Raw genomic sequence first — 17,789 nt, forward strand, 5'->3', positions numbered from 1 at the left:
TTATAATGTTACAAAAAGTAAAAGATATTTATAGCGAAAGTATTCAAATTCAAATTGCAGCGTCTAGCATGCTTTCGGAAAATATTGCTAACGCTACCCAAATGGTGATGCAATGTTTGCTAGGCGGAAATAAAGTGATCGCTTGTGGCGTCTCGCGTTCTTATGCCAATGCACAGTTTCTCGTATCTAACTTACTTAATCGATACGATTTAGCAAGACCAAGTTTTCCCTCAGTGCTCTTAAGTTTAGAAAGTGCGGTGGGTTCTTCTCTTGTTTTTGAACACTCGCCTGAGGAATTGTATTGTCATCAATTTAATGCCGTTGCCAAATCGGGTGACTTACTTATCGCTTTTGCGCCTTTGGGAACAGAGAAAATTGTACTAAACATTATTTCTCATGCAGTAAATAAAGAGGTTAATGTTATTGCACTCACTGGCTCTAATAACGATGCTATTCAGGGAATTTTAGCAGACAATGACTTGGAAATATCCATTCCTGCCACCAAAGAAAGTCGAGTCTTAGAAAACCATCTTTTTGTTATCAATGCCCTTTGTGAATTAGTTGACCATACCTTGTTCCCAAGTGCTTGACAGAAAAATAAATCAATTTCAAACTAGCAGTAATTTCATCTAAAAAGGAGTTAATTATGACATTATCCCCATTAAAAAAACTGGTTATCGTACTTGGCACAACAATCTTTTTACAAGGATGTGTTGCCGCTGTGATTGGTGGTGGAGCTGTAGCGGCTAAAGTAGGTACCGATCCTCGAACCACAGGGACACAAATTGATGATGAAACCCTAGAATTTAAAGTAGAAAATGCTGTAGAAAAAGATGCCCAAATTAAGGCTGAAGGCCGTGTAAATGCCGTATCTTACAATGGTCGAGTGCTTTTAATAGGTCAAGTTCCTAATAGTGGTGTAAAGGAAACTGCCACAGCTCTTGCAAAAGGTGTTGAAGGTGTCAATGACATTTATAACGAGCTGACTGTTGGCCCGAAAATCTCTTTTGCACAAATCAGCAAAGACAGTTGGATTACCACTCAGGTCAAATCAAAAATGTTAGTCGATGGTCGAGTTAAAGCGACAGATGTAAAAGTTATTAGCGAAAATGGAGAAGTTTTCCTACTCGGTACAGTGACTCATGCCCAAGCTGATGCGGCCGCAGACATTGCGAGTAAAATCAGTGGCGTGCAAAAAGTAATTAAAGTTTTCAAATATCTCAACTAATCTTCAAAGTGCGGTAAAAACTCACGGTATTATGTAGCAGTTGCACAAAGATTTAATTTGTTGTTTCTGCTACATTTTCTTATCTTTTATGTACAAAAGGTAAGAATAGTCAATGACAAAACAAAAATCAACTTTGGAAAATGCGCTTGAAGAAGCGATTGAAGAAATTGAAACCGAAAAGAAAGAAATTGCAGCGCAAATCAAGCAACTCCATAAAGAATTAAAAGATCTTGATCGGAAGATTTCAGACTATCGTATGGCATTAAATCACGCAAAAGGTCGGGAAGAACCGCCTTTACCGTCAAACCCAAAATTTAGAAATCTTCGTTTTCAAACTTCGCCTCAACAGTTGATTGCTCAGGTACTAAAACAAGAGCCTTCAAAATGGTTAAGTGTGAAGGAGATTACATATCTAGCGATGAAGTTAGATGGGCAAGAGATTGAAGAAGTCATACCGTATAAACAATCACAAACGATTGCTTGTACATTAAACTATTTAAAGTATAAATCGTTAGTGGAAAAATGCTTAATAGATAACTCACAACATTGGCGATTGAGAACACTTGAGCAAGGATAGTAAATAGCGGTAGAAATACCGCTATTTTTGTTTCCATTGCCAGTGAACCTCATTTCGGCTGATTTGAATTCTATCAATCCATTCTCTTTTATAAAACTCATTCAGTTGTTTACGAACGGAATCAAGATGTTTTTCGGATGGTGTATCAGGATTTTGTTCAATCTCAAAAATGCGTTGCATGAGTTCGGCAATTGTAAAGGCTTTGTTGGGGGATTCTCGCATCATTTGCACGATGTATTTACGAATTTTCCCTTTAAAAAGCTTATATTTGGAACGGTACACAAAGTTGTCCGTATTATAAAGGGCTACATCACTTTCCTGTTGAGTAAGCTCAATAGCACGTTTTAATGTGGTAATGTTCACATCAAGTAACGCAAGATGATGCAATACCTGTTTACGTTCAAACTCAAATTCTTTGAGCTTCTTATCTAAGTTATATGCCATAATCTACTGCCAAATCACTTCTTGATGAATAATTTTACGTTGCCAATAACCGCACCATTCATTGTTATTGTTGGTGGTTTTCAAACATCGGCTTAATACATCAATAAACTGCGCTTTATTTGAGGTACGGTGATTGTCCTCACTGTACGCAATTTCATTAGCATAGTTAAGTAAGTATTCGTTGCTGATACGGTGAACTTGTCCGTAGTACATACGTTTAAAACGACTAAACAAACTTTCTGCCTGATTGTTTGTTACACCTAAGTCACTACGATATTCTTCCTTATGGTTTACCGTTCTCAAATCATAGTAGGGCAACAAGACATCATAAGCCGTGCTTTCATCCGTATTGATTTGCGTATTAGGTTTAATGAATTTGTCAGCAAAACTTTTTATCACTGATTGCGATTCCGTATGTACCACAAAAACGTGAGAGCGTTTTGCCCCACAATGCAGCACATTACTGGCTTTTGCTTCTGGCGAATAATGCTCACGAGCAACCATGACACAACGTTTATCAGGATTCTGATTTTCTTTTAAACGATAGTCAATGCGGTCAGATTTCTTATTTGCTTTACGTGGTGCAGGATGAACATAAGTACCGTCCATATCCACTACACCTGAAAGTGGTTTCATATCACGACTTTCCAGTAATGCCTTGCGGAATTTATGTGATAAAACAAATGCCGTACGAGGATTAAGTTTTGCATTACGGGCTAATTGAAGGGATGATAAGCCTTTGACAGCATTTACCCATCCCATTAAAGCATAGAGATAAACCTTAATTGGTTTCTTGCGATTGGCAAAAATTGTACCTGAAGTGACGCTAAAGGTATGATTACAATGTTTGCAGAGCCATTGTTTACGTGTAGAAATATAATAAGGCTTGTGTTGTACCCCACATTTAGGGCAAGCGATAAACTCTCTGCCACCCCATCTTAATTCACAAAGCAAATCATACGCTTCTTCTTCCGAGAGTTGTGCAATCTCGTAGGAAGAAAGCGTGCGAGCTTTGCTAGATAGAAGAAAATATTGGGGTATAGTATTGAAATCACACCTTGATTAAACTAAGATATGAAACACTATTCATAGTGATTGTACATAATGTATCACGATCATTTACTTTTTTCAATAGGAATGTGAAATCATGTGCATGTCAGAGCGCTTAAAGCTGGTCTTAGATGCTAAAAATATGACCGTCACTGAATTTTCTAATGTAACGGGAATCTCATATCGTTCGGCAATGAATTACTTGAATGAGGGGCGCGATCCAAGTGTGGATGCTCTAATCAAGATCTATAATGGATTAGGAGTTAGCATTACTTGGTTACTTACTGGGAGTGGAGCAATGTTCCAAATTGAGAATAAAGAGAGTGATATTTCAGAGCAGGAAAAGAAACTAATTTCTCATTACCGAACTATGCCAATGAGTTTAAAAGAAGCTTTTGATGTTTCTTTTAAAGAAATTTCAGATAAAATAAATTATTTAATATAGAGGTCTTTATGTATTATGCTAATCCTAGTACCGTTGGTAGAGGTAAGAGGTTTGAGATTACTAATAAGCAAAAAAATGGTGATCATTTTTTTAAAAATGGTATAAATTTGCATTTTGGAGATAGCTTAGATTTTTATCAAGATTGGTCCACTCCAACCGTTATAATTTCTGATGGAGCTTACGGTATTTTAGGGTTTAATGGTGATACAAGTAACCATCTATCTATTGCTGAATGGTATGAACCACATATATTAGAATGGACAAAAAAAGCCACTAGAAGAACAACTCTATGGTTTTGGAATACTGAAATTGGATGGGCTTGTGTGCATCCTATTTTAGAAAAGTTAGGCTGGAAATATGTTAATGCTAATATTTGGAATAAAGGCAAAGCTCATATTGCAGGCAATGTAAATACTTCAAAAATAAAGAGATTTCCAGTTGTTACTGAAGTTTGTGTTCAATATGTATTTGAGCCTCTAATAGATGGAAAGAATTTACAGGAATGGTTACATCAAGAGTGGAAAAGAACAGGATTATCTCTTAAATCCGCTAATATCGCTTGTGGTGTTGCTAATGTTGCCTCAAGAAAATACTTAGATAAAGGACATTTATGGTATTGTCCTCCTGATGAAATGTTTGAGAAATTATCTAATTATGCTAATTTACATGGCAATATTGAAGGAAAACCATATTTTTCTTTTAATGGAGTATCACCATTAAGTAGGCAAGAATGGGAAATGATGAAGCCTATTTTTAATTGTCCAATTGGATTCACCAATGTATGGAATAGAAATCCATTAAAAGGTAAAGAACGAATAAAGGTTCCAAATTCTCAAACTGCATCCGCTCATTTGAATCAAAAACCTTTAGATTTAATGATGTTAATTATTGAGGCTTCTAGTTATGAAAACGATGTCATCTGGGAACCTTTTGGGGGGCTGTTTTCAGGTTCATTAGCAGCAATGAACCTGAAAAGAAGAAGTTTCGCAGCCGAAATAGATAAGGATTACTTTTTGATCGGAGTAGAACGATTTAATACCTAATATTAAATGTTGATGAGAATGCTCTTGCAATATCATCAACATTACCTTTTGATAAAAGTTTTGACCAATAAGATACTGTTTGATTACAAATTTTTGAATTTAAAACCCTCTCTTTAAATGCTTCTATTTCAGGATGATTAATCCTATCTATTTTAGCGAAATTTGTATCCAACCTATATGGAAATCTAGACATTAAATCTTGTATCATTTCCTGATATATTGGTAATGTTGGATTATGTTTATTGAATAACCCTTTCATCTCCCAATAATTGCATATATTCAAAGCCTCGTTAAATTGTGATGAAGAACCTTGAAATTTATATCCATTAGTATTGCTTTGTTGCAAATTTACAGTGCGATTAGATGTATCTCTAGGTTCAACAATAAGATAATCAGGTGGGTTACTATAATGAAGATCTCTCATATAAGCTACTGATTTCGCAGTTATAACAACAATATCAATTATCTTGGGATAGCCAAAAATTATGTATTCAGGTAGCCACGCGACTAATACAACATTAGTCTGCCCTTTTGTGAAATAAGATTGGCTATCTTTAAATCTAGCTGTAATTTCTGTTGATAATGGAAACCAAGCTTTAATTTCTATCCCTGGTTCGGGATATATATGACTACGGAAAATAGTATCTGGAAATCCAGGATCCTGCCTATACCATCTACCTATAGTGTTAAATGTTTGGATAGAGTTTAAATATTCACATATACTAAATTCTATTAAGTTACCCATCATAGGAGATAGTTTAGAAACAATTTTTGTTAAATTAATTGCGGAGTCAATATTGTTAGGCTTAGCCAAATGTATTGCGTCAAAAGATTTATCTTTTAACAACTTTAGATTTTCAGTTGCAATATTGAGAAGTTTGATAGTATCAGACATTTTTAATTATTTTAATTAATTCTACAGGGTCAATATCTAAAGCTTCACATATTTCAATAAACTCAGTGACTTTCAATGACCTTTCATTATTTTCATATTTTGTCACATAAGACTGGCTTCTAACTATCCTAGAAGAAAGTTCAATTTGAGTCATACCTTTATCCTCTCTAGCTTTTTTAAGTAGAGATACTAAGGCTAAATTCTTGGATGTGTATAATGCTTTACTCATAAATTAATTTTATAACGCCAAGTAAAATATTCCATTTTGGACTATTAATGCTAAGAAATTTGATACACTTGGAAAGGCTCTTGTTGGCAAGTTGCTTATTTTTGATAGACTGAACCATTGCTTGATATTGAAGTCTAGCGAGTTTTTCTTGTGTTTAAGGCAAGAGAATAGGTTAGCTTTAACCTTTAAAAGCTGCCCTCATTGGCTCACCCTTCTGGTTTTATTATTACATCATTACATCTACCATATACTCTTATTGAATATGTGGTGGGAAGCTATGTAATAAAATTCGGGGTTTCCAATGCAACACTTCCTACTTTCCCCTAACTAGCGCACATTCAGCCTAAAAAAACATCGCGCGCTTGTCCGAAGATGAAGCCTTTAAGCTAATGAAAGGTGCTCGCTGGGGCAATCCTGACAATCTCCACGATGTCTGCTGTCCGCATTGCAACACGCGGCACAATGCCTATTTTCTAGCTTCTCGCAAGCGTTGGATGTGCAAGCATTGCAAGAGCAATTTCTGCATCACTACTAACACCGCTTTCGCCTTTCACAAATTGCTGCTGTCGGATTTGCTTATTGCGATTGCTCTGTTTGTGAATGAAATCAAAGGAATTTCCGCCATTACCCTAGGCTGACACTTGAATATTCAATACAAAACTGCTTTTGTGTTGTGCCACAAGCTACGCGAAGCCCTATTCAAAACCCGTGATTTAAGCCCATTACAAGGTGAAATTCACGAAGATGGCGCGTGGATTAGCTTCAAGCAACGTCCAACCAACTACCGTAAAAACCACTATAATCAGCAACAAAAAGCCGATACGCAAGGGCGAAGATTTCCCAAATTTAGACCGACTAAACGCTGTATTCTTAGCTTAGTGCAACGCGCCGCCAATGATGAGCCTTACAAGGCTCAAATCGAACCCTTGTGGCAATGGATTACAGCGAAAGTACCAATACCGTACTGATAATGAACCACCGATTTGTCAAACAAGGCAGCGAGATTTTCTGCGATGAAAATCCTACCTATTTGGGCTTAGATTTTCACTACAAGAGATGGTCTGTCAATCATCAAGAGTGCTTTAACAATCTGGCAGAATCCTTCAACGCAAGATTTCGGGATTTACATCGTGGCGTACACCATAAATGCGACAATAAATACGCTTTGCATTACACCAATCAAGCCGCCTATATGTCGGACAACCGCCGTAAATCGAATGGTGAGATATTCCAAGACGTGCTAAAACGTTGCTTATGGGAATTGCCACTAAGAGAATGGGTTGGTTATTGGCAAGGAAATCATCGTGAAGGTGAGCTTCTAGACATAAAAGCCTTTGCACCTAACGAAATTTCATCACACTACTTTAAGCGACTTGAAGAACAAGCTGCATACGATGAAATTCTGATGGCAGCATAGAACCGAATAGACGCTTATAGACTAGATAGAAAGAAATAGCTTACCTGAATGAAGGTTGAGCGAAATAGCTATGCCTTGAGTTTAAAAAAATGGAAATTTGATATGAAAAATTGCGAGGTTGAAGTTAGAATTTTAGTTAAAAGAAATGCCTTTCACGATTTTCATTCGGAAAGGCATTCAAATTTATGTGGTAAATTAGTCAATTTTCGGACTTTGTGCAACTGCTACATAATACCGAAAACTCAACGAATTTCAACCGCACTTTTCTCATTTTTACAAGTAAAAATTTGATTTTTTTGCTCTTCGAAAAAACTGTTTATTTTTAAATAAGTTACCTATTGTCAATAATTCAAGTAAAAAATTTATTGCTTGATCTCGTTCTTAAAACACATTACCTTGTGCATGATTTCATTACAAACACTATATATTGTGTTTAACATCTCCATAATAACAAGGGTCGTACAATGAATAAAAGCTTAATGGTAACCAAGCGTGATGGCACGCAGGAACAAATCAATCTTGATAAAATCCACCGTGTTATTACATGGGCAGCAGAAGGTCTAGACAATGTATCTGTTTCCCAAGTTGAGCTTCGCTCACACATTCAATTTTATGAAGGCATTCGTACTTCAGACATTCACGAAACCATTATTAAAGCAGCCGCAGATTTAATCAGCAAAGATACGCCTGATTATCAATTTTTAGCGGCTCGCTTAGCAATTTTCCATTTACGTAAAAAAGCCTACGGTCATTTTGATCCCCCTCGTTTGTACGATCACGTCAAAAAATTAGTACGCATGGGTAAATACGATCATGCCTTATTGGATGATTATACCCGTGAAGAATGGGACACAATGGACGGATTCATCGACCATTGGCGTGATATGACGTTCTCTTATGCTGCCGTGAAACAATTAGAAGGTAAGTATTTAGTTCAAAACCGTGTGACGGGAGAAATCTACGAGTCTGCACAATTCCTCTATTTACTGGTTGCCGCTAGTTTATTCTCTAAATATCCAAAAGAAACCCGCTTGGATTATATAAAACGTTTCTACGATGCAACATCCACCTTCAAAATTTCCTTACCAACGCCAATTATGGCGGGAGTTCGCACACCAACTCGTCAGTTCAGCTCTTGCGTATTAATTGAATGTGATGACAGCTTAGATTCAATCAATGCAACCGCATCCGCTATTGTGAAATATGTTTCACAACGCGCGGGAATTGGCATTAATGCAGGTGCAATTCGTGCATTAGGTAGTGAGATTCGTGGCGGTGAAGCATTCCATACGGGTTGTATTCCATTCTATAAATATTTCCAAACTGCAGTGAAATCTTGCTCACAGGGTGGCGTTCGTGGCGGTGCTGCGACACTTTATTACCCTATTTGGCACTTAGAAGCGGAAAGCTTGCTTGTGTTAAAAAATAACCGTGGTGTGGAAGACAACCGTGTTCGTCATATGGATTATGGCGTCCAATTAAACAAATTAATGTATCAACGTTTAATTAAAGGTAGCGAGATTACTTTATTCAGTCCATCAGATGTACCAGGACTTTATGAAGCATTCTTTGCGGATCAAGATAAATTTGAAGAACTCTACGTAAAATACGAACAAGATCCAACCATCCGCAAACGTACTGTCAAAGCCGTTGAGATTTTCTCTTTATTAATGCAAGAACGTGCATCAACGGGCCGTATCTACATTCAAAACGTAGACCACTGTAATACTCACTCTCCTTTTGATCCACAAGTAGCACCGGTTCGCCAATCTAACTTATGTTTAGAAATCGCGTTACCAACAAAGCCGCTTGAGCACATTAATGATGAAAATGGAGAAATCGCACTTTGTACCCTTTCCGCATTTAACTTAGGTAAGATTGAAAACTTAGATGAATTAGAAGAACTTGCCGATCTTGCTGTGCGTTCACTTGATGCATTATTAGATTATCAAGATTATCCTGTCGTGGCGGCAAAACGTAGTTCACTTGCTCGTCGTGCATTAGGTATCGGTGTAATTAACTATGCTTATTATCTTGCGAAGAATGGTGTTCGTTATTCTGATGGTTCAGCTAATGATTTAACTCACCGCACTTTTGAAGCTATTCAATATTATTTATTGAAAGCCTCTATGAACTTAGCAAAAGAACAAGGTGCTTGTGAATACTTCAATGAAACTACTTATGCAAAAGGCATTTTACCTATTGATACTTATAAGAAAGATTTAGATGCCTTAACACAAGAGCCATTACATTATGATTGGGAAAGCTTGCGTAAAGATATTCAAGAATTTGGTTTACGTAACTCAACACTAACCGCCTTAATGCCATCGGAAACATCATCGCAAATTTCCAATGCGACTAATGGTATTGAACCACCGCGTGGTCATGTAAGTATTAAAGCGTCAAAAGATGGCATCCTAAAACAAGTTGTACCTGAATACGAAAACTTAAGCGACAACTACGAATTACTTTGGGATATCCCAAGCAATGACGGCTACTTACACCTAGTTGGTATTATGCAAAAATTCGTAGACCAAGCGATCTCCGCCAACACCAACTACGATCCAAAACGTTTTGAAGACGGTAAAGTGCCAATGAAAGTGTTGTTAAAAGATCTTTTAACCGCTTATAAATATGGCTTAAAAACCCTTTACTATCAAAACACCCGTGACGGTGCCGAAGATGCTCAAGAAGATCTTGATGACGGCTGTGCTGGTGGGGCTTGTAAGATTTAAATTAGACATTTCTTTCTATTCTTGTAGGGTGGGCTTTAGCCCACCAAAACTTTCTTATTAAAATGGTGGGCTAAAGCCCACCCTACGATATGGAGACAAAAATGGCATACACCACTTTCTCACAAAACAAAAACGACCAACTAAAAGAACCGATGTTCTTCGGTCAAAACGTTAACGTTGCCCGTTACGATCAACAAAAATATGAGACGTTTGAAAAACTCATTGAAAAACAACTTTCTTTCTTCTGGCGTCCAGAAGAAGTGGATGTGTCGCAAGACCGTATCGACTATGCCGCGTTACCTGAGCATGAAAAACATATTTTCATCAGCAACTTAAAATATCAAACCTTGTTGGATTCTATTCAAGGTCGTAGCCCGAACGTGGCGTTGTTACCGTTGGTGTCGATTCCGGAATTAGAAACTTGGATCGAGACTTGGACATTCTCTGAAACCATCCACTCTCGTTCTTACACGCACATTATTCGTAACATTGTGAACGATCCATCTATCGTATTTGATGACATCGTGACTAACGAAGAAATAATTAAACGTGCGCGCGACATTTCTTCTTACTACGACGATTTAATCCGCGATAGCCAACTTTACAGCCTATATGGCGAAGGTACTTACACAGTAGATGGTAAAGAATGCGTTGTGACATTACGTAATTTGAAAAAACAACTTTACCTTTGCTTGATGAGTGTAAATGCACTTGAAGCGATTCGTTTCTATGTATCCTTCGCTTGCTCATTTGCCTTTGCAGAACGTCAATTAATGGAAGGTAATGCGAAAATCATTAAATTTATCGCACGTGATGAAGCCCTACACTTAACTGGTACGCAGCACATTTTAAACATCATGGCAGCAGGTCAAGACGATCCTGAAATGGCAGAAATTGCAGAAGAATGTAAACAAGAAGCCTACGATTTATTCTTAGCTGCTGCAGAGCAAGAAAAAGAATGGGCTGATTATTTGTTCAAAGACGGTTCAATGATTGGTTTGAACAAAGACATTTTGGTGCAATATGTGGAATATATCACTAATATCCGTATGCAAGCTGTTGGTCTTCCATTGCCATTTGGTGCACGTTCTAATCCAATTCCATGGATTAACGCATGGCTTGTTTCTGACAACGTACAAGTAGCACCACAAGAAGTGGAAGTGAGTTCTTACCTTGTAGGTCAAATTGACTCAAAAGTTGATACGAATGATTTTGGGGATTTCGATCTCTAATTAAAAACACACAAGAAAATAACCGCACTTTTGAATATACTTTTTAAATATTTAAAGTGCGGTTAATTTTTTGTTCATTTTAAAAGGCTTTCTAACGCAGAAAGCCTTTTATTTCTTAGATTTCCAATAACAATCTTGTTGGATCTTCCAATAATTCTTTAATTGTCACTAAGAAACCAACAGATTCACGACCGTCAATTAAACGATGATCGTAGGATAAAGCAAGATACATCATTGGGCGAATCACAACTTGACCATTAAGCGCAATCGGACGTTCTTTAATTGCGTGCATCCCTAAAATTGCACTTTGTGGTGGATTGATAATTGGAGTAGACATAAGAGAACCAAACACACCGCCATTTGTAATGGTAAAATTGCCGCCAGTAAGATCTTCTACTGTCAATTTACCATCACGACCTTTTTCAGCTAATGCTTTAATTTGTTTTTCGATCTCTGCCATACTGAGCTTATCGCAATCGCGAAGCACTGGTGTGACTAATCCACGAGGAGTCGAAACCGCAATACTGATATCAAAATAGTTATGGTAAACAACATCATCGCCATCAATAGAAGCATTAACTTCAGGATAACGTTTTAATGCTTCCACAACTGCTTTGATATAAAAAGACATAAAGCCTAAACGGACACCATGCTGTTTTTCAAATTTTTCGCCGTAGGTTTTACGCAGAGTCATTATCGGCTGCATATCCACTTCATTGAAAGTAGTAAGCATTGCTGTACTATTTTTGGCTTCAAGTAAACGTTCAGCAATACGTTTACGCAAACGGGTCATTGGCACACGTTTTTCAGAACGCGTACTATAAGCTACCGTACTAATCGTATTTTGCTCAGTAGCAGCGTCTTGTTTCGCTTGCAATGCTTGTCGTTTTGCGATTTCACGTTCAATATCTTCGCGCGTTAAACGGCCACCCACGCCTGAACCTTGAATTTGATCTGCTTGTAAATCATGTTCTGCTAATAAACGACGAATTGCAGGGCCTTGATCCGCATTATGATTATGACTATTTTCAATCGCTGCATTTTGACGATCAGATGGTGTGGGTTCATTCGTTGCTTTTAATGTCTCTGAACTCACATCCCCTTCTTGAGCCGTAGAAATTTTGCCTAGCAACTGTTTACTCACCACAGTTTCGCCCTCAGCTTGAACAACTTCTGCCAACACACCATCAGAAAGTGCGGGCACTTCTAGTACAACTTTATCCGTTTCAATTTCTACAATCACTTCATCACGTTTAACGGTATCACCTACTTTTTTATGCCAAGTAGCAACGGTTGCATCTGCAACTGATTCAGGTAGGTCTGGAACAAGAATTTCAATGGTCATTTTATTTTTCCTTATTTCTTAGTGCAACTTATTGCACTGAATTACTCTTTTACTTTTATCAAGGATGCAACACGTACACCTGTAAATTTATAAAAATATCTTAATTTTTAACCGCACTTTATAGGCTTAGAGCATCTTCCACTAACTGTTTTTGTTGTTTAGTGTGAAGCGACATATAACCCACAGCAGGCGAAGCTGAAGCTGGACGCCCTGCATATTTGAGTTTAACGGATTCTGGAATTGCTGATTCAAAATTATGTTTGCTGCAATACCAAGCCCCTTGGTTAAGTGGTTCTTCTTGGCACCATACATAATCCGAGACATGTACATAAGGCTCAAGCGCTTTCTTCACATCCTCATGCGGGAATGGATAAAGCTGCTCAATGCGGATAATCGCTACATCTTTCTGATTATTTGCACGACGTTGTTCAAGTAAATCGTAATAAACTTTACCTGAACACATTACCACACGTTTTACATCTTTAGGATCAAGCTCGTCAATTTCTCCAATGACCGTTTGGAAAGCCCCATTAATCAGCTCATCTAAACTGGATACAGCCAATGGATGGCGTAACAACGATTTTGGAGAAATAGCAATCAATGGACGGCGCATTTTACGTAAAGATTGACGGCGCAACATGTGATACACCTGTGCTGGCGTTGATGGCACGCAGACTTGCATATTTTGTTCAGCACAAAGTTGCAAATAACGTTCAAGACGTGCGGAAGAATGTTCTGGGCCTTGTCCCTCATAGCCATGAGGCAATAACATAACTAAACCACACATTCTGCCCCATTTTTGTTCGCCGGAGCTAATAAATTGGTCGATAACAATTTGTGCACCATTAGCAAAATCGCCAAATTGAGCTTCCCAAATGGTTAAAGTTTTTGGATCCGTTGTTGCATAGCCATATTCAAAAGCAAGTACGGACTCTTCTGAAAGTACAGAATCCCATACTTCAAAACGACCTTGGTTAGCATGTAGATGTGTCAATGGTACATACCCCGTACCATCATTTTGATTATGCACCACGGCATGACGATGGAAAAAGGTTCCACGCCCTGCATCTTCACCTGATAAACGGACATTAACACCTTCATCAAGTAAGGTTGCATAAGCCATGGTTTCAGCCATACCCCAGTCGAGCAATTTTTCGCCTTGATACATTGCTTTACGATCATTATAGATTTTTTCTACACGAGGATGCGCACGTAAACTTTCTGGATATTCACACACACGTTTAGCAAGCGTTAAAAAACGTTCCTGTGAAAATTTGCTTTCATACGGTGCAGTCCAATCATAGTTGAGATATTGCAACCAATCCATTTTTGCCGTATCCATTTCTCGCCATTCAGATACGACTCGATCACCATTATCTAGCGCATCGCGATAATCATTCGCCATCTCGGTGACTTGTTCTTCAGTCATCACGCCTTCTGAAACTAAGCGATCTGCATAAACTTTACGGGGTGTAGGATGTTTTTTGATGATGCTATACATCATTGGCTGAGTAGCTAATGGCTCATCAGCTTCATTATGACCATGACGACGATAAGAAATCAAATCAATAAAAATATCTCGTTTGAATAAATTACGATATTCCACCGCCATACGCGCAGCAAAAGCAACCGCTTCAGGATCATCACCATTAACATGAATAATCGGCGCTTGAATCATTTTCGCAATATCGGTGCAATACTCTGTGGAACGCGTGTCATTCGGGTTAGATGTCGTAAAACCAATTTGGTTATTAATCACGATACGAATAGTTCCGCCCACACTGTAACCCCGAGCATTTGACATATTCAATGTTTCTTGAACAACGCCCTGCCCAGCTACAGCAGAATCACCATGTACTGTAATCGCTAAAACTTGACTACGCGTTGTATCATTAATGCGAGTCTGTCTTGAACGTACAGAGCCCACCACTACTGGGCTTACAATTTCCAAATGAGATGGGTTAAATGCCAAAGTTAAGTGAACTCGCTTATCATCCACTGCGAAATCAGAAGAAAAACCTTGATGATATTTCACATCTCCCGTACGTTCACTCGAATGTTTACCCGCAAATTCATCAAATAAATCCTCAGGCTTTTTACCTAATACATTCACGAGCATATTCAAACGCCCACGGTGTGCCATTCCCATTACCACATCATTTACCCCTTGGCGACTGGCATGACGGATAATTTCTTTCATTAATGGAATAAATGCATCACTTCCTTCTAAGGAAAAGCGTTTCGCCCCTGGGAATTTTGCACCGAGATAACGTTCTAAACCGTCTGCAGCGGTAAGTTCACGAAGAAAATTAACACGTTCTTCAGATGTAAAAATCGGTTTATCTAACACACTTTCCATTTTGCTCTGAAGCCAAGTTTTCTGTGCCATATCTTGCACATGCATAAACTCTAAGCCAATTGAGCCACAATATGTCTCTTTCAACATTTGAGCTAACTCACCAAGCTTAATAGTATCGCGTTTGTAAACGTAATGATTAATATTGAAGGTTTCGTTGAGATCTTGTTCAGTAAAACCGTGATGACGATAATCTAATTCAGGGACGGAAGATACTTTCCAACGATAATAATTGAGGGGATCGAGATTAGCCTCTAAATGGCCACGAAAACGATAGGCATTGATAAATTGTAGAACTTTCACCAATTTTGCACCGGCAGCAGGATCTATCACTGTCACTGCTTCATTATGATTTTCTCGCGCTAAACGACGAAAATAATCTCGCACTGGTGTATGAGGCTGTTCAAGTGCGGTTATTTTTGGTAAAGAATCAAAAGTGGCTCGCCAGCTTTCCTCTACCGACTGCGGATCACTCAAATAGCTTTCATAAAGTTCTTCTATATAAGATTGATTTGCACCGCCTAACGCTGTACTGGCTAACCAATCATCAAATGCCTTGTTTTGCTGCATAATTACCTCTTTATTATGATTATTTGGAACGATATTTTTCGCTCCATTTTTTATGCATTATACATAGGATTGAAAAGGAAATAAGCCTCTTATAATAAATTGTTACAGATTTGTGATCTGATTCAAACTATTTCCTTTTTCAGATAAAAAGAGCCGATAAAAAATCAGCTCTTTTAAAAAATAAGAATAAGATTCACCGCACTTTTAACAATTTAAAAATGGGTTTGTCTGTTTTTCTCGACCAATGGTTGTATAAGGTCCATGCCCAGCAATAATAATAAGATCGTCATTCAATGGTAATAGTTTTGTTCGAATTGAAGAAATCAATGTTTCATAGTCGCCACGAGGAAAATCGGTGCGACCAATGCCACCTTGAAATAATACATCGCCTGTAAATGCCACTTTTTTCTCATGTTCAATAAAACCAATATGCCCTGGTGTATGCCCTGGTAAATGTAAAATCTCGAAATTAAAGCCATCTAATTTTAAAATTTCACCTTCTTGATTAAACCAACGATCAGGTAAAAAGGCTTCTATATTTGGTAAACCAAAACGTTGCGCTTGTTCAGGTAAACTCTCAAATAAAAATTTATCTTCTTCATGAGAGCCCCAAATTTCAACGCCAAAATGTTGTTTTAACTGCATCGCTGCGCCAACATGATCTAAATGACCATGGGTAAGTAAAATCACTTTAAGATTTAAATCCAGTTCTTCAATACGTTGAATTAGGCGTTCGGCTTCACCGCCAGGGTCAATAATTGCGGCATTTTTTTCATCATCCCAAATCAAAGAACAATTTTGTTGAAATGCGGTAACGGGGATAATTTCGATATTCATTTTTGCTCCTTATAATCAATAAAATTGTTTAGTATTCAAAAAGATTTGCTCTTGAACATAATGCAATGGTAAGGATTTTAATTCAGCTATTTTCTTCACTACTGCGAATAATTGCTCAGAAATTACCGCACTTTCAAATCCCTCGTGTTGCCAAGGACTATCCGTTTCAATCATCAAACGGTTTAACGACAAATGTTGAGCAACATACTGCGTTTTAGGATTCCATAAAATATCAGGGGTTAGACTTGCAAAATAGGGTGTAGATAAAAATTTCTGAAAAGATTTTTCATCTGTCTTAAACCAGTGAAAGTGAGCACGTTGAATATTATGTTTCTGCAATAATTCAAGGGCAATATCTACATCATTATGCACAATATGTAAATTTAACGGCAAATCCAATTTTTTCGCTATCAGAATAAATCGTTCTAGTAATTCAATGTAAAGTGCGTAATCCAAATTTGCATTTTCACGTTTAGAATAATGCGGCAATCCCACCTCGCCAATCGCAGAAATCGATGAATGATGTTCATCAATCCATTGAAATAATTCATCTTGCTCTTCTAAATTCAGCAAGGGCTGTTCAGGATGAAAACCAACTGCTATATAAAGTTTCTCGGGATAAGCCTGTTTTAAATTCAATAGTTTTTTAGCACTTTTTAGATTCGTACTTACTGCAAGCATACCTGTAATCTTTGAATCACCAAGTGTTTTCTGAATATTCTCATCAGAGAGTTGATCCAAATGAAGATGACTGTCAAATAGCATATTTTTTCCAATGAAAAACCGCACAAAAGTGCGGTTAATTTTAAATTTGTTTTACACGCCTTTCCAAGTTCTTACAGGGCCTGTATCTACGTGAATAAAATTGCTTGTTGGATAATAACCCACGCCACCATTTCTAAGACTTTCTGCAGAGGATTTCACTTTAATTAAAGGTACACCTACAATACGAAAATCAATAGCTTTTCCTTTAATATGATAGCTATTACTTGCCACGCCTTTACTTTGACGATGGCGCATTGCATTAGTTGCAGCGGAACGATATCCACAAATTACTTCAATTTCAGCATTGCGAAAACCTAAATTACTTTGAATATTATAAAACTTGTGGAATAAACTTGGATCCATTCTATGAACTTGGTTTGTTCGTTTATCGCGCATAAAATGGTCCAATTTCTTTAATATTGCGCTCGAGAAACCTTTGTGTGCAGAAAATTCACCACTTAATCGCTCTCCCGTATTAATGTTACGGAACGTCAAGATACGAGGCTTAGGTGTTGAAACCATTGCTAATACAGAATTTGGTAAAACTGATGCACCTAAAACAATTCCACCGAGCGACAGCCATTTACGTTTCTGTTTATCAACCTTCATCATCTCTCCTTT

At 37.6% G+C, this 17,789-nt stretch carries 16 protein-coding genes and 1 pseudogene; 8 read left to right on the forward strand and 9 right to left on the reverse strand.

The features are described 5' to 3' along the window. Positions 1 to 5: 5 nt before the first annotated feature. The 3 genes from ABW51_RS05330 to ABW51_RS05340 all read left to right on the forward strand — a co-directional run bounded on the left by ABW51_RS05330 (position 6) and on the right by ABW51_RS05340 (position 1,805). Positions 6 to 590, forward strand: a complete 585-nt coding sequence (locus ABW51_RS05330) for a D-sedoheptulose-7-phosphate isomerase (RefSeq protein WP_053465864.1) — start codon at positions 6 to 8, stop codon at positions 588 to 590. A 56-nt stretch (positions 591 to 646) separates the two neighbouring features. Beyond that, positions 647 to 1,228: a division/outer membrane stress-associated lipid-binding lipoprotein gene (gene dolP / locus ABW51_RS05335; RefSeq protein ID WP_053465865.1), complete on the forward strand. Its 582-nt coding sequence runs from the start codon at positions 647 to 649 to the stop codon at positions 1,226 to 1,228. A 112-nt stretch (positions 1,229 to 1,340) separates the two neighbouring features. Continuing rightward, positions 1,341 to 1,805 carry a hypothetical protein gene (locus tag ABW51_RS05340; RefSeq protein WP_053465866.1) on the forward strand — a complete coding sequence of 155 codons (465 nt, stop codon included), beginning with the start codon at positions 1,341 to 1,343 and terminating at the stop codon, positions 1,803 to 1,805. A gap of 21 nt (positions 1,806 to 1,826) precedes the next feature. Here ABW51_RS05340 and ABW51_RS05345 read toward each other — a convergent pair whose 3' ends face one another. Next, on the reverse strand, positions 1,827 to 2,249 hold the full coding sequence (locus tag ABW51_RS05345) for a hypothetical protein (RefSeq protein ID WP_053465867.1): 423 nt from the start codon (positions 2,247 to 2,249) through the stop codon (positions 1,827 to 1,829). A 3-nt stretch (positions 2,250 to 2,252) separates the two neighbouring features. Continuing rightward, positions 2,253 to 3,290: an IS1595 family transposase gene (locus ABW51_RS05350; RefSeq protein ID WP_053465868.1), complete on the reverse strand. Its 1,038-nt coding sequence runs from the start codon at positions 3,288 to 3,290 to the stop codon at positions 2,253 to 2,255. Positions 3,291 to 3,396: 106 nt separating this feature from the next. On the opposite strand from ABW51_RS05350, the gene ABW51_RS05355 reads away from it, so the two are divergent. Further along, positions 3,397 to 3,744 (forward strand): helix-turn-helix domain-containing protein, encoded by a 348-nt coding sequence (locus ABW51_RS05355; protein WP_053465869.1) that lies wholly within the window; start codon positions 3,397 to 3,399, stop codon positions 3,742 to 3,744. A gap of 8 nt (positions 3,745 to 3,752) precedes the next feature. Next, positions 3,753 to 4,787 (forward strand): DNA methyltransferase, encoded by a 1,035-nt coding sequence (locus ABW51_RS05360; RefSeq protein ID WP_053465870.1) that lies wholly within the window; start codon positions 3,753 to 3,755, stop codon positions 4,785 to 4,787. Here the strand turns inward: ABW51_RS05360 and ABW51_RS05365 are convergent. Together ABW51_RS05365 and ABW51_RS05370 are read right to left on the reverse strand one after the other, a co-directional pair. Further along, the gene (locus ABW51_RS05365) at positions 4,777 to 5,682 is read right to left on the reverse strand and encodes a hypothetical protein (protein WP_053465871.1); all 906 of its coding nucleotides are present in this window, start codon (positions 5,680 to 5,682) and stop codon (positions 4,777 to 4,779) included. The two genes, ABW51_RS05360 and ABW51_RS05365, sit on opposite strands and share 11 nt — an antisense overlap. Further along, complete coding sequence (locus ABW51_RS05370; protein WP_053465872.1) at positions 5,675 to 5,911, reverse strand: helix-turn-helix domain-containing protein; 237 nt, start codon at positions 5,909 to 5,911, stop codon at positions 5,675 to 5,677. Before ABW51_RS05370 ends, ABW51_RS05365 begins: the two co-directional genes overlap by 8 nt. A 353-nt stretch (positions 5,912 to 6,264) precedes the next feature. Here ABW51_RS05370 and ABW51_RS10150 point away from each other — a divergent pair. From ABW51_RS10150 to nrdB, 3 genes and pseudogenes are all read left to right on the forward strand, one after another. Beyond that, positions 6,265 to 7,328: pseudogene (locus tag ABW51_RS10150) on the forward strand (IS1595 family transposase). A gap of 464 nt (positions 7,329 to 7,792) precedes the next feature. Further along, entirely contained in the window at positions 7,793 to 10,063 is a 2,271-nt protein-coding gene (nrdA, locus tag ABW51_RS05380) for a class 1a ribonucleoside-diphosphate reductase subunit alpha (RefSeq protein ID WP_053465873.1), read from the forward strand. 101 nt (positions 10,064 to 10,164) lie between these two features. Next, positions 10,165 to 11,295: a class Ia ribonucleoside-diphosphate reductase subunit beta gene (gene nrdB / locus ABW51_RS05385; RefSeq protein ID WP_005637108.1), complete on the forward strand. Its 1,131-nt coding sequence runs from the start codon at positions 10,165 to 10,167 to the stop codon at positions 11,293 to 11,295. Positions 11,296 to 11,410: 115 nt separating this feature from the next. On the opposite strand, the gene odhB is transcribed toward nrdB, so the two are convergent. The 5 genes from odhB to ABW51_RS05410 form a co-directional block, all read right to left on the reverse strand. Then, positions 11,411 to 12,640, reverse strand: coding sequence for a 2-oxoglutarate dehydrogenase complex dihydrolipoyllysine-residue succinyltransferase (gene odhB, locus ABW51_RS05390; protein WP_053465874.1), 1,230 nt, complete (start codon positions 12,638 to 12,640; stop codon positions 11,411 to 11,413). 118 nt (positions 12,641 to 12,758) lie between these two features. Continuing rightward, positions 12,759 to 15,566 (reverse strand): 2-oxoglutarate dehydrogenase E1 component, encoded by a 2,808-nt coding sequence (gene sucA / locus ABW51_RS05395; RefSeq protein ID WP_053465875.1) that lies wholly within the window; start codon positions 15,564 to 15,566, stop codon positions 12,759 to 12,761. Between the two features lie 204 nt (positions 15,567 to 15,770). Further along, entirely contained in the window at positions 15,771 to 16,403 is a 633-nt protein-coding gene (locus ABW51_RS05400) for an MBL fold metallo-hydrolase (protein WP_053465876.1), read from the reverse strand. A gap of 15 nt (positions 16,404 to 16,418) precedes the next feature. Further along, positions 16,419 to 17,168 carry a TatD family hydrolase gene (locus ABW51_RS05405; protein WP_053465877.1) on the reverse strand — a complete coding sequence of 250 codons (750 nt, stop codon included), beginning with the start codon at positions 17,166 to 17,168 and terminating at the stop codon, positions 16,419 to 16,421. 51 nt (positions 17,169 to 17,219) lie between these two features. Continuing rightward, on the reverse strand, positions 17,220 to 17,780 hold the full coding sequence (locus ABW51_RS05410) for a YcbK family protein (protein WP_053465878.1): 561 nt from the start codon (positions 17,778 to 17,780) through the stop codon (positions 17,220 to 17,222). Positions 17,781 to 17,789: the final 9 nt, after the last annotated feature.

The sequence above is a fragment of the Haemophilus sp. C1 genome (genome assembly GCF_001276515.1).
GTDB lineage: Bacteria > Pseudomonadota > Gammaproteobacteria > Enterobacterales > Pasteurellaceae > Haemophilus.

Excerpts from the sequence above, each read along its gene's own strand:
- ABW51_RS05400 (WP_053465876.1), bottom strand. The coding sequence starts at position 16,403 with ATGAATATCGAAATTATCCCCGTTACCGCATTTCAACAAAATTGTTCT.
- ABW51_RS05345 (WP_053465867.1), bottom strand. The coding sequence starts at position 2,249 with ATGGCATATAACTTAGATAAGAAGCTCAAAGAATTTGAGTTTGAACGT.
- dolP (WP_053465865.1), top strand. The coding sequence starts at position 647 with ATGACATTATCCCCATTAAAAAAACTGGTTATCGTACTTGGCACAACA.
- ABW51_RS05340 (WP_053465866.1), top strand. The coding sequence starts at position 1,341 with ATGACAAAACAAAAATCAACTTTGGAAAATGCGCTTGAAGAAGCGATT.
- ABW51_RS05365 (WP_053465871.1), bottom strand. The coding sequence starts at position 5,682 with ATGTCTGATACTATCAAACTTCTCAATATTGCAACTGAAAATCTAAAG.
- nrdB (WP_005637108.1), top strand. The coding sequence starts at position 10,165 with ATGGCATACACCACTTTCTCACAAAACAAAAACGACCAACTAAAAGAA.
- odhB (WP_053465874.1), bottom strand. The coding sequence starts at position 12,640 with ATGACCATTGAAATTCTTGTTCCAGACCTACCTGAATCAGTTGCAGAT.
- nrdA (WP_053465873.1), top strand. The coding sequence starts at position 7,793 with ATGAATAAAAGCTTAATGGTAACCAAGCGTGATGGCACGCAGGAACAA.
- ABW51_RS05330 (WP_053465864.1), top strand. The coding sequence starts at position 6 with ATGTTACAAAAAGTAAAAGATATTTATAGCGAAAGTATTCAAATTCAA.
- ABW51_RS05405 (WP_053465877.1), bottom strand. The coding sequence starts at position 17,168 with ATGCTATTTGACAGTCATCTTCATTTGGATCAACTCTCTGATGAGAAT.
- ABW51_RS05355 (WP_053465869.1), top strand. The coding sequence starts at position 3,397 with ATGTGCATGTCAGAGCGCTTAAAGCTGGTCTTAGATGCTAAAAATATG.
- sucA (WP_053465875.1), bottom strand. The coding sequence starts at position 15,566 with ATGCAGCAAAACAAGGCATTTGATGATTGGTTAGCCAGTACAGCGTTA.
- ABW51_RS05360 (WP_053465870.1), top strand. The coding sequence starts at position 3,753 with ATGTATTATGCTAATCCTAGTACCGTTGGTAGAGGTAAGAGGTTTGAG.
- ABW51_RS05410 (WP_053465878.1), bottom strand. The coding sequence starts at position 17,780 with ATGATGAAGGTTGATAAACAGAAACGTAAATGGCTGTCGCTCGGTGGA.
- ABW51_RS05370 (WP_053465872.1), bottom strand. The coding sequence starts at position 5,911 with ATGAGTAAAGCATTATACACATCCAAGAATTTAGCCTTAGTATCTCTA.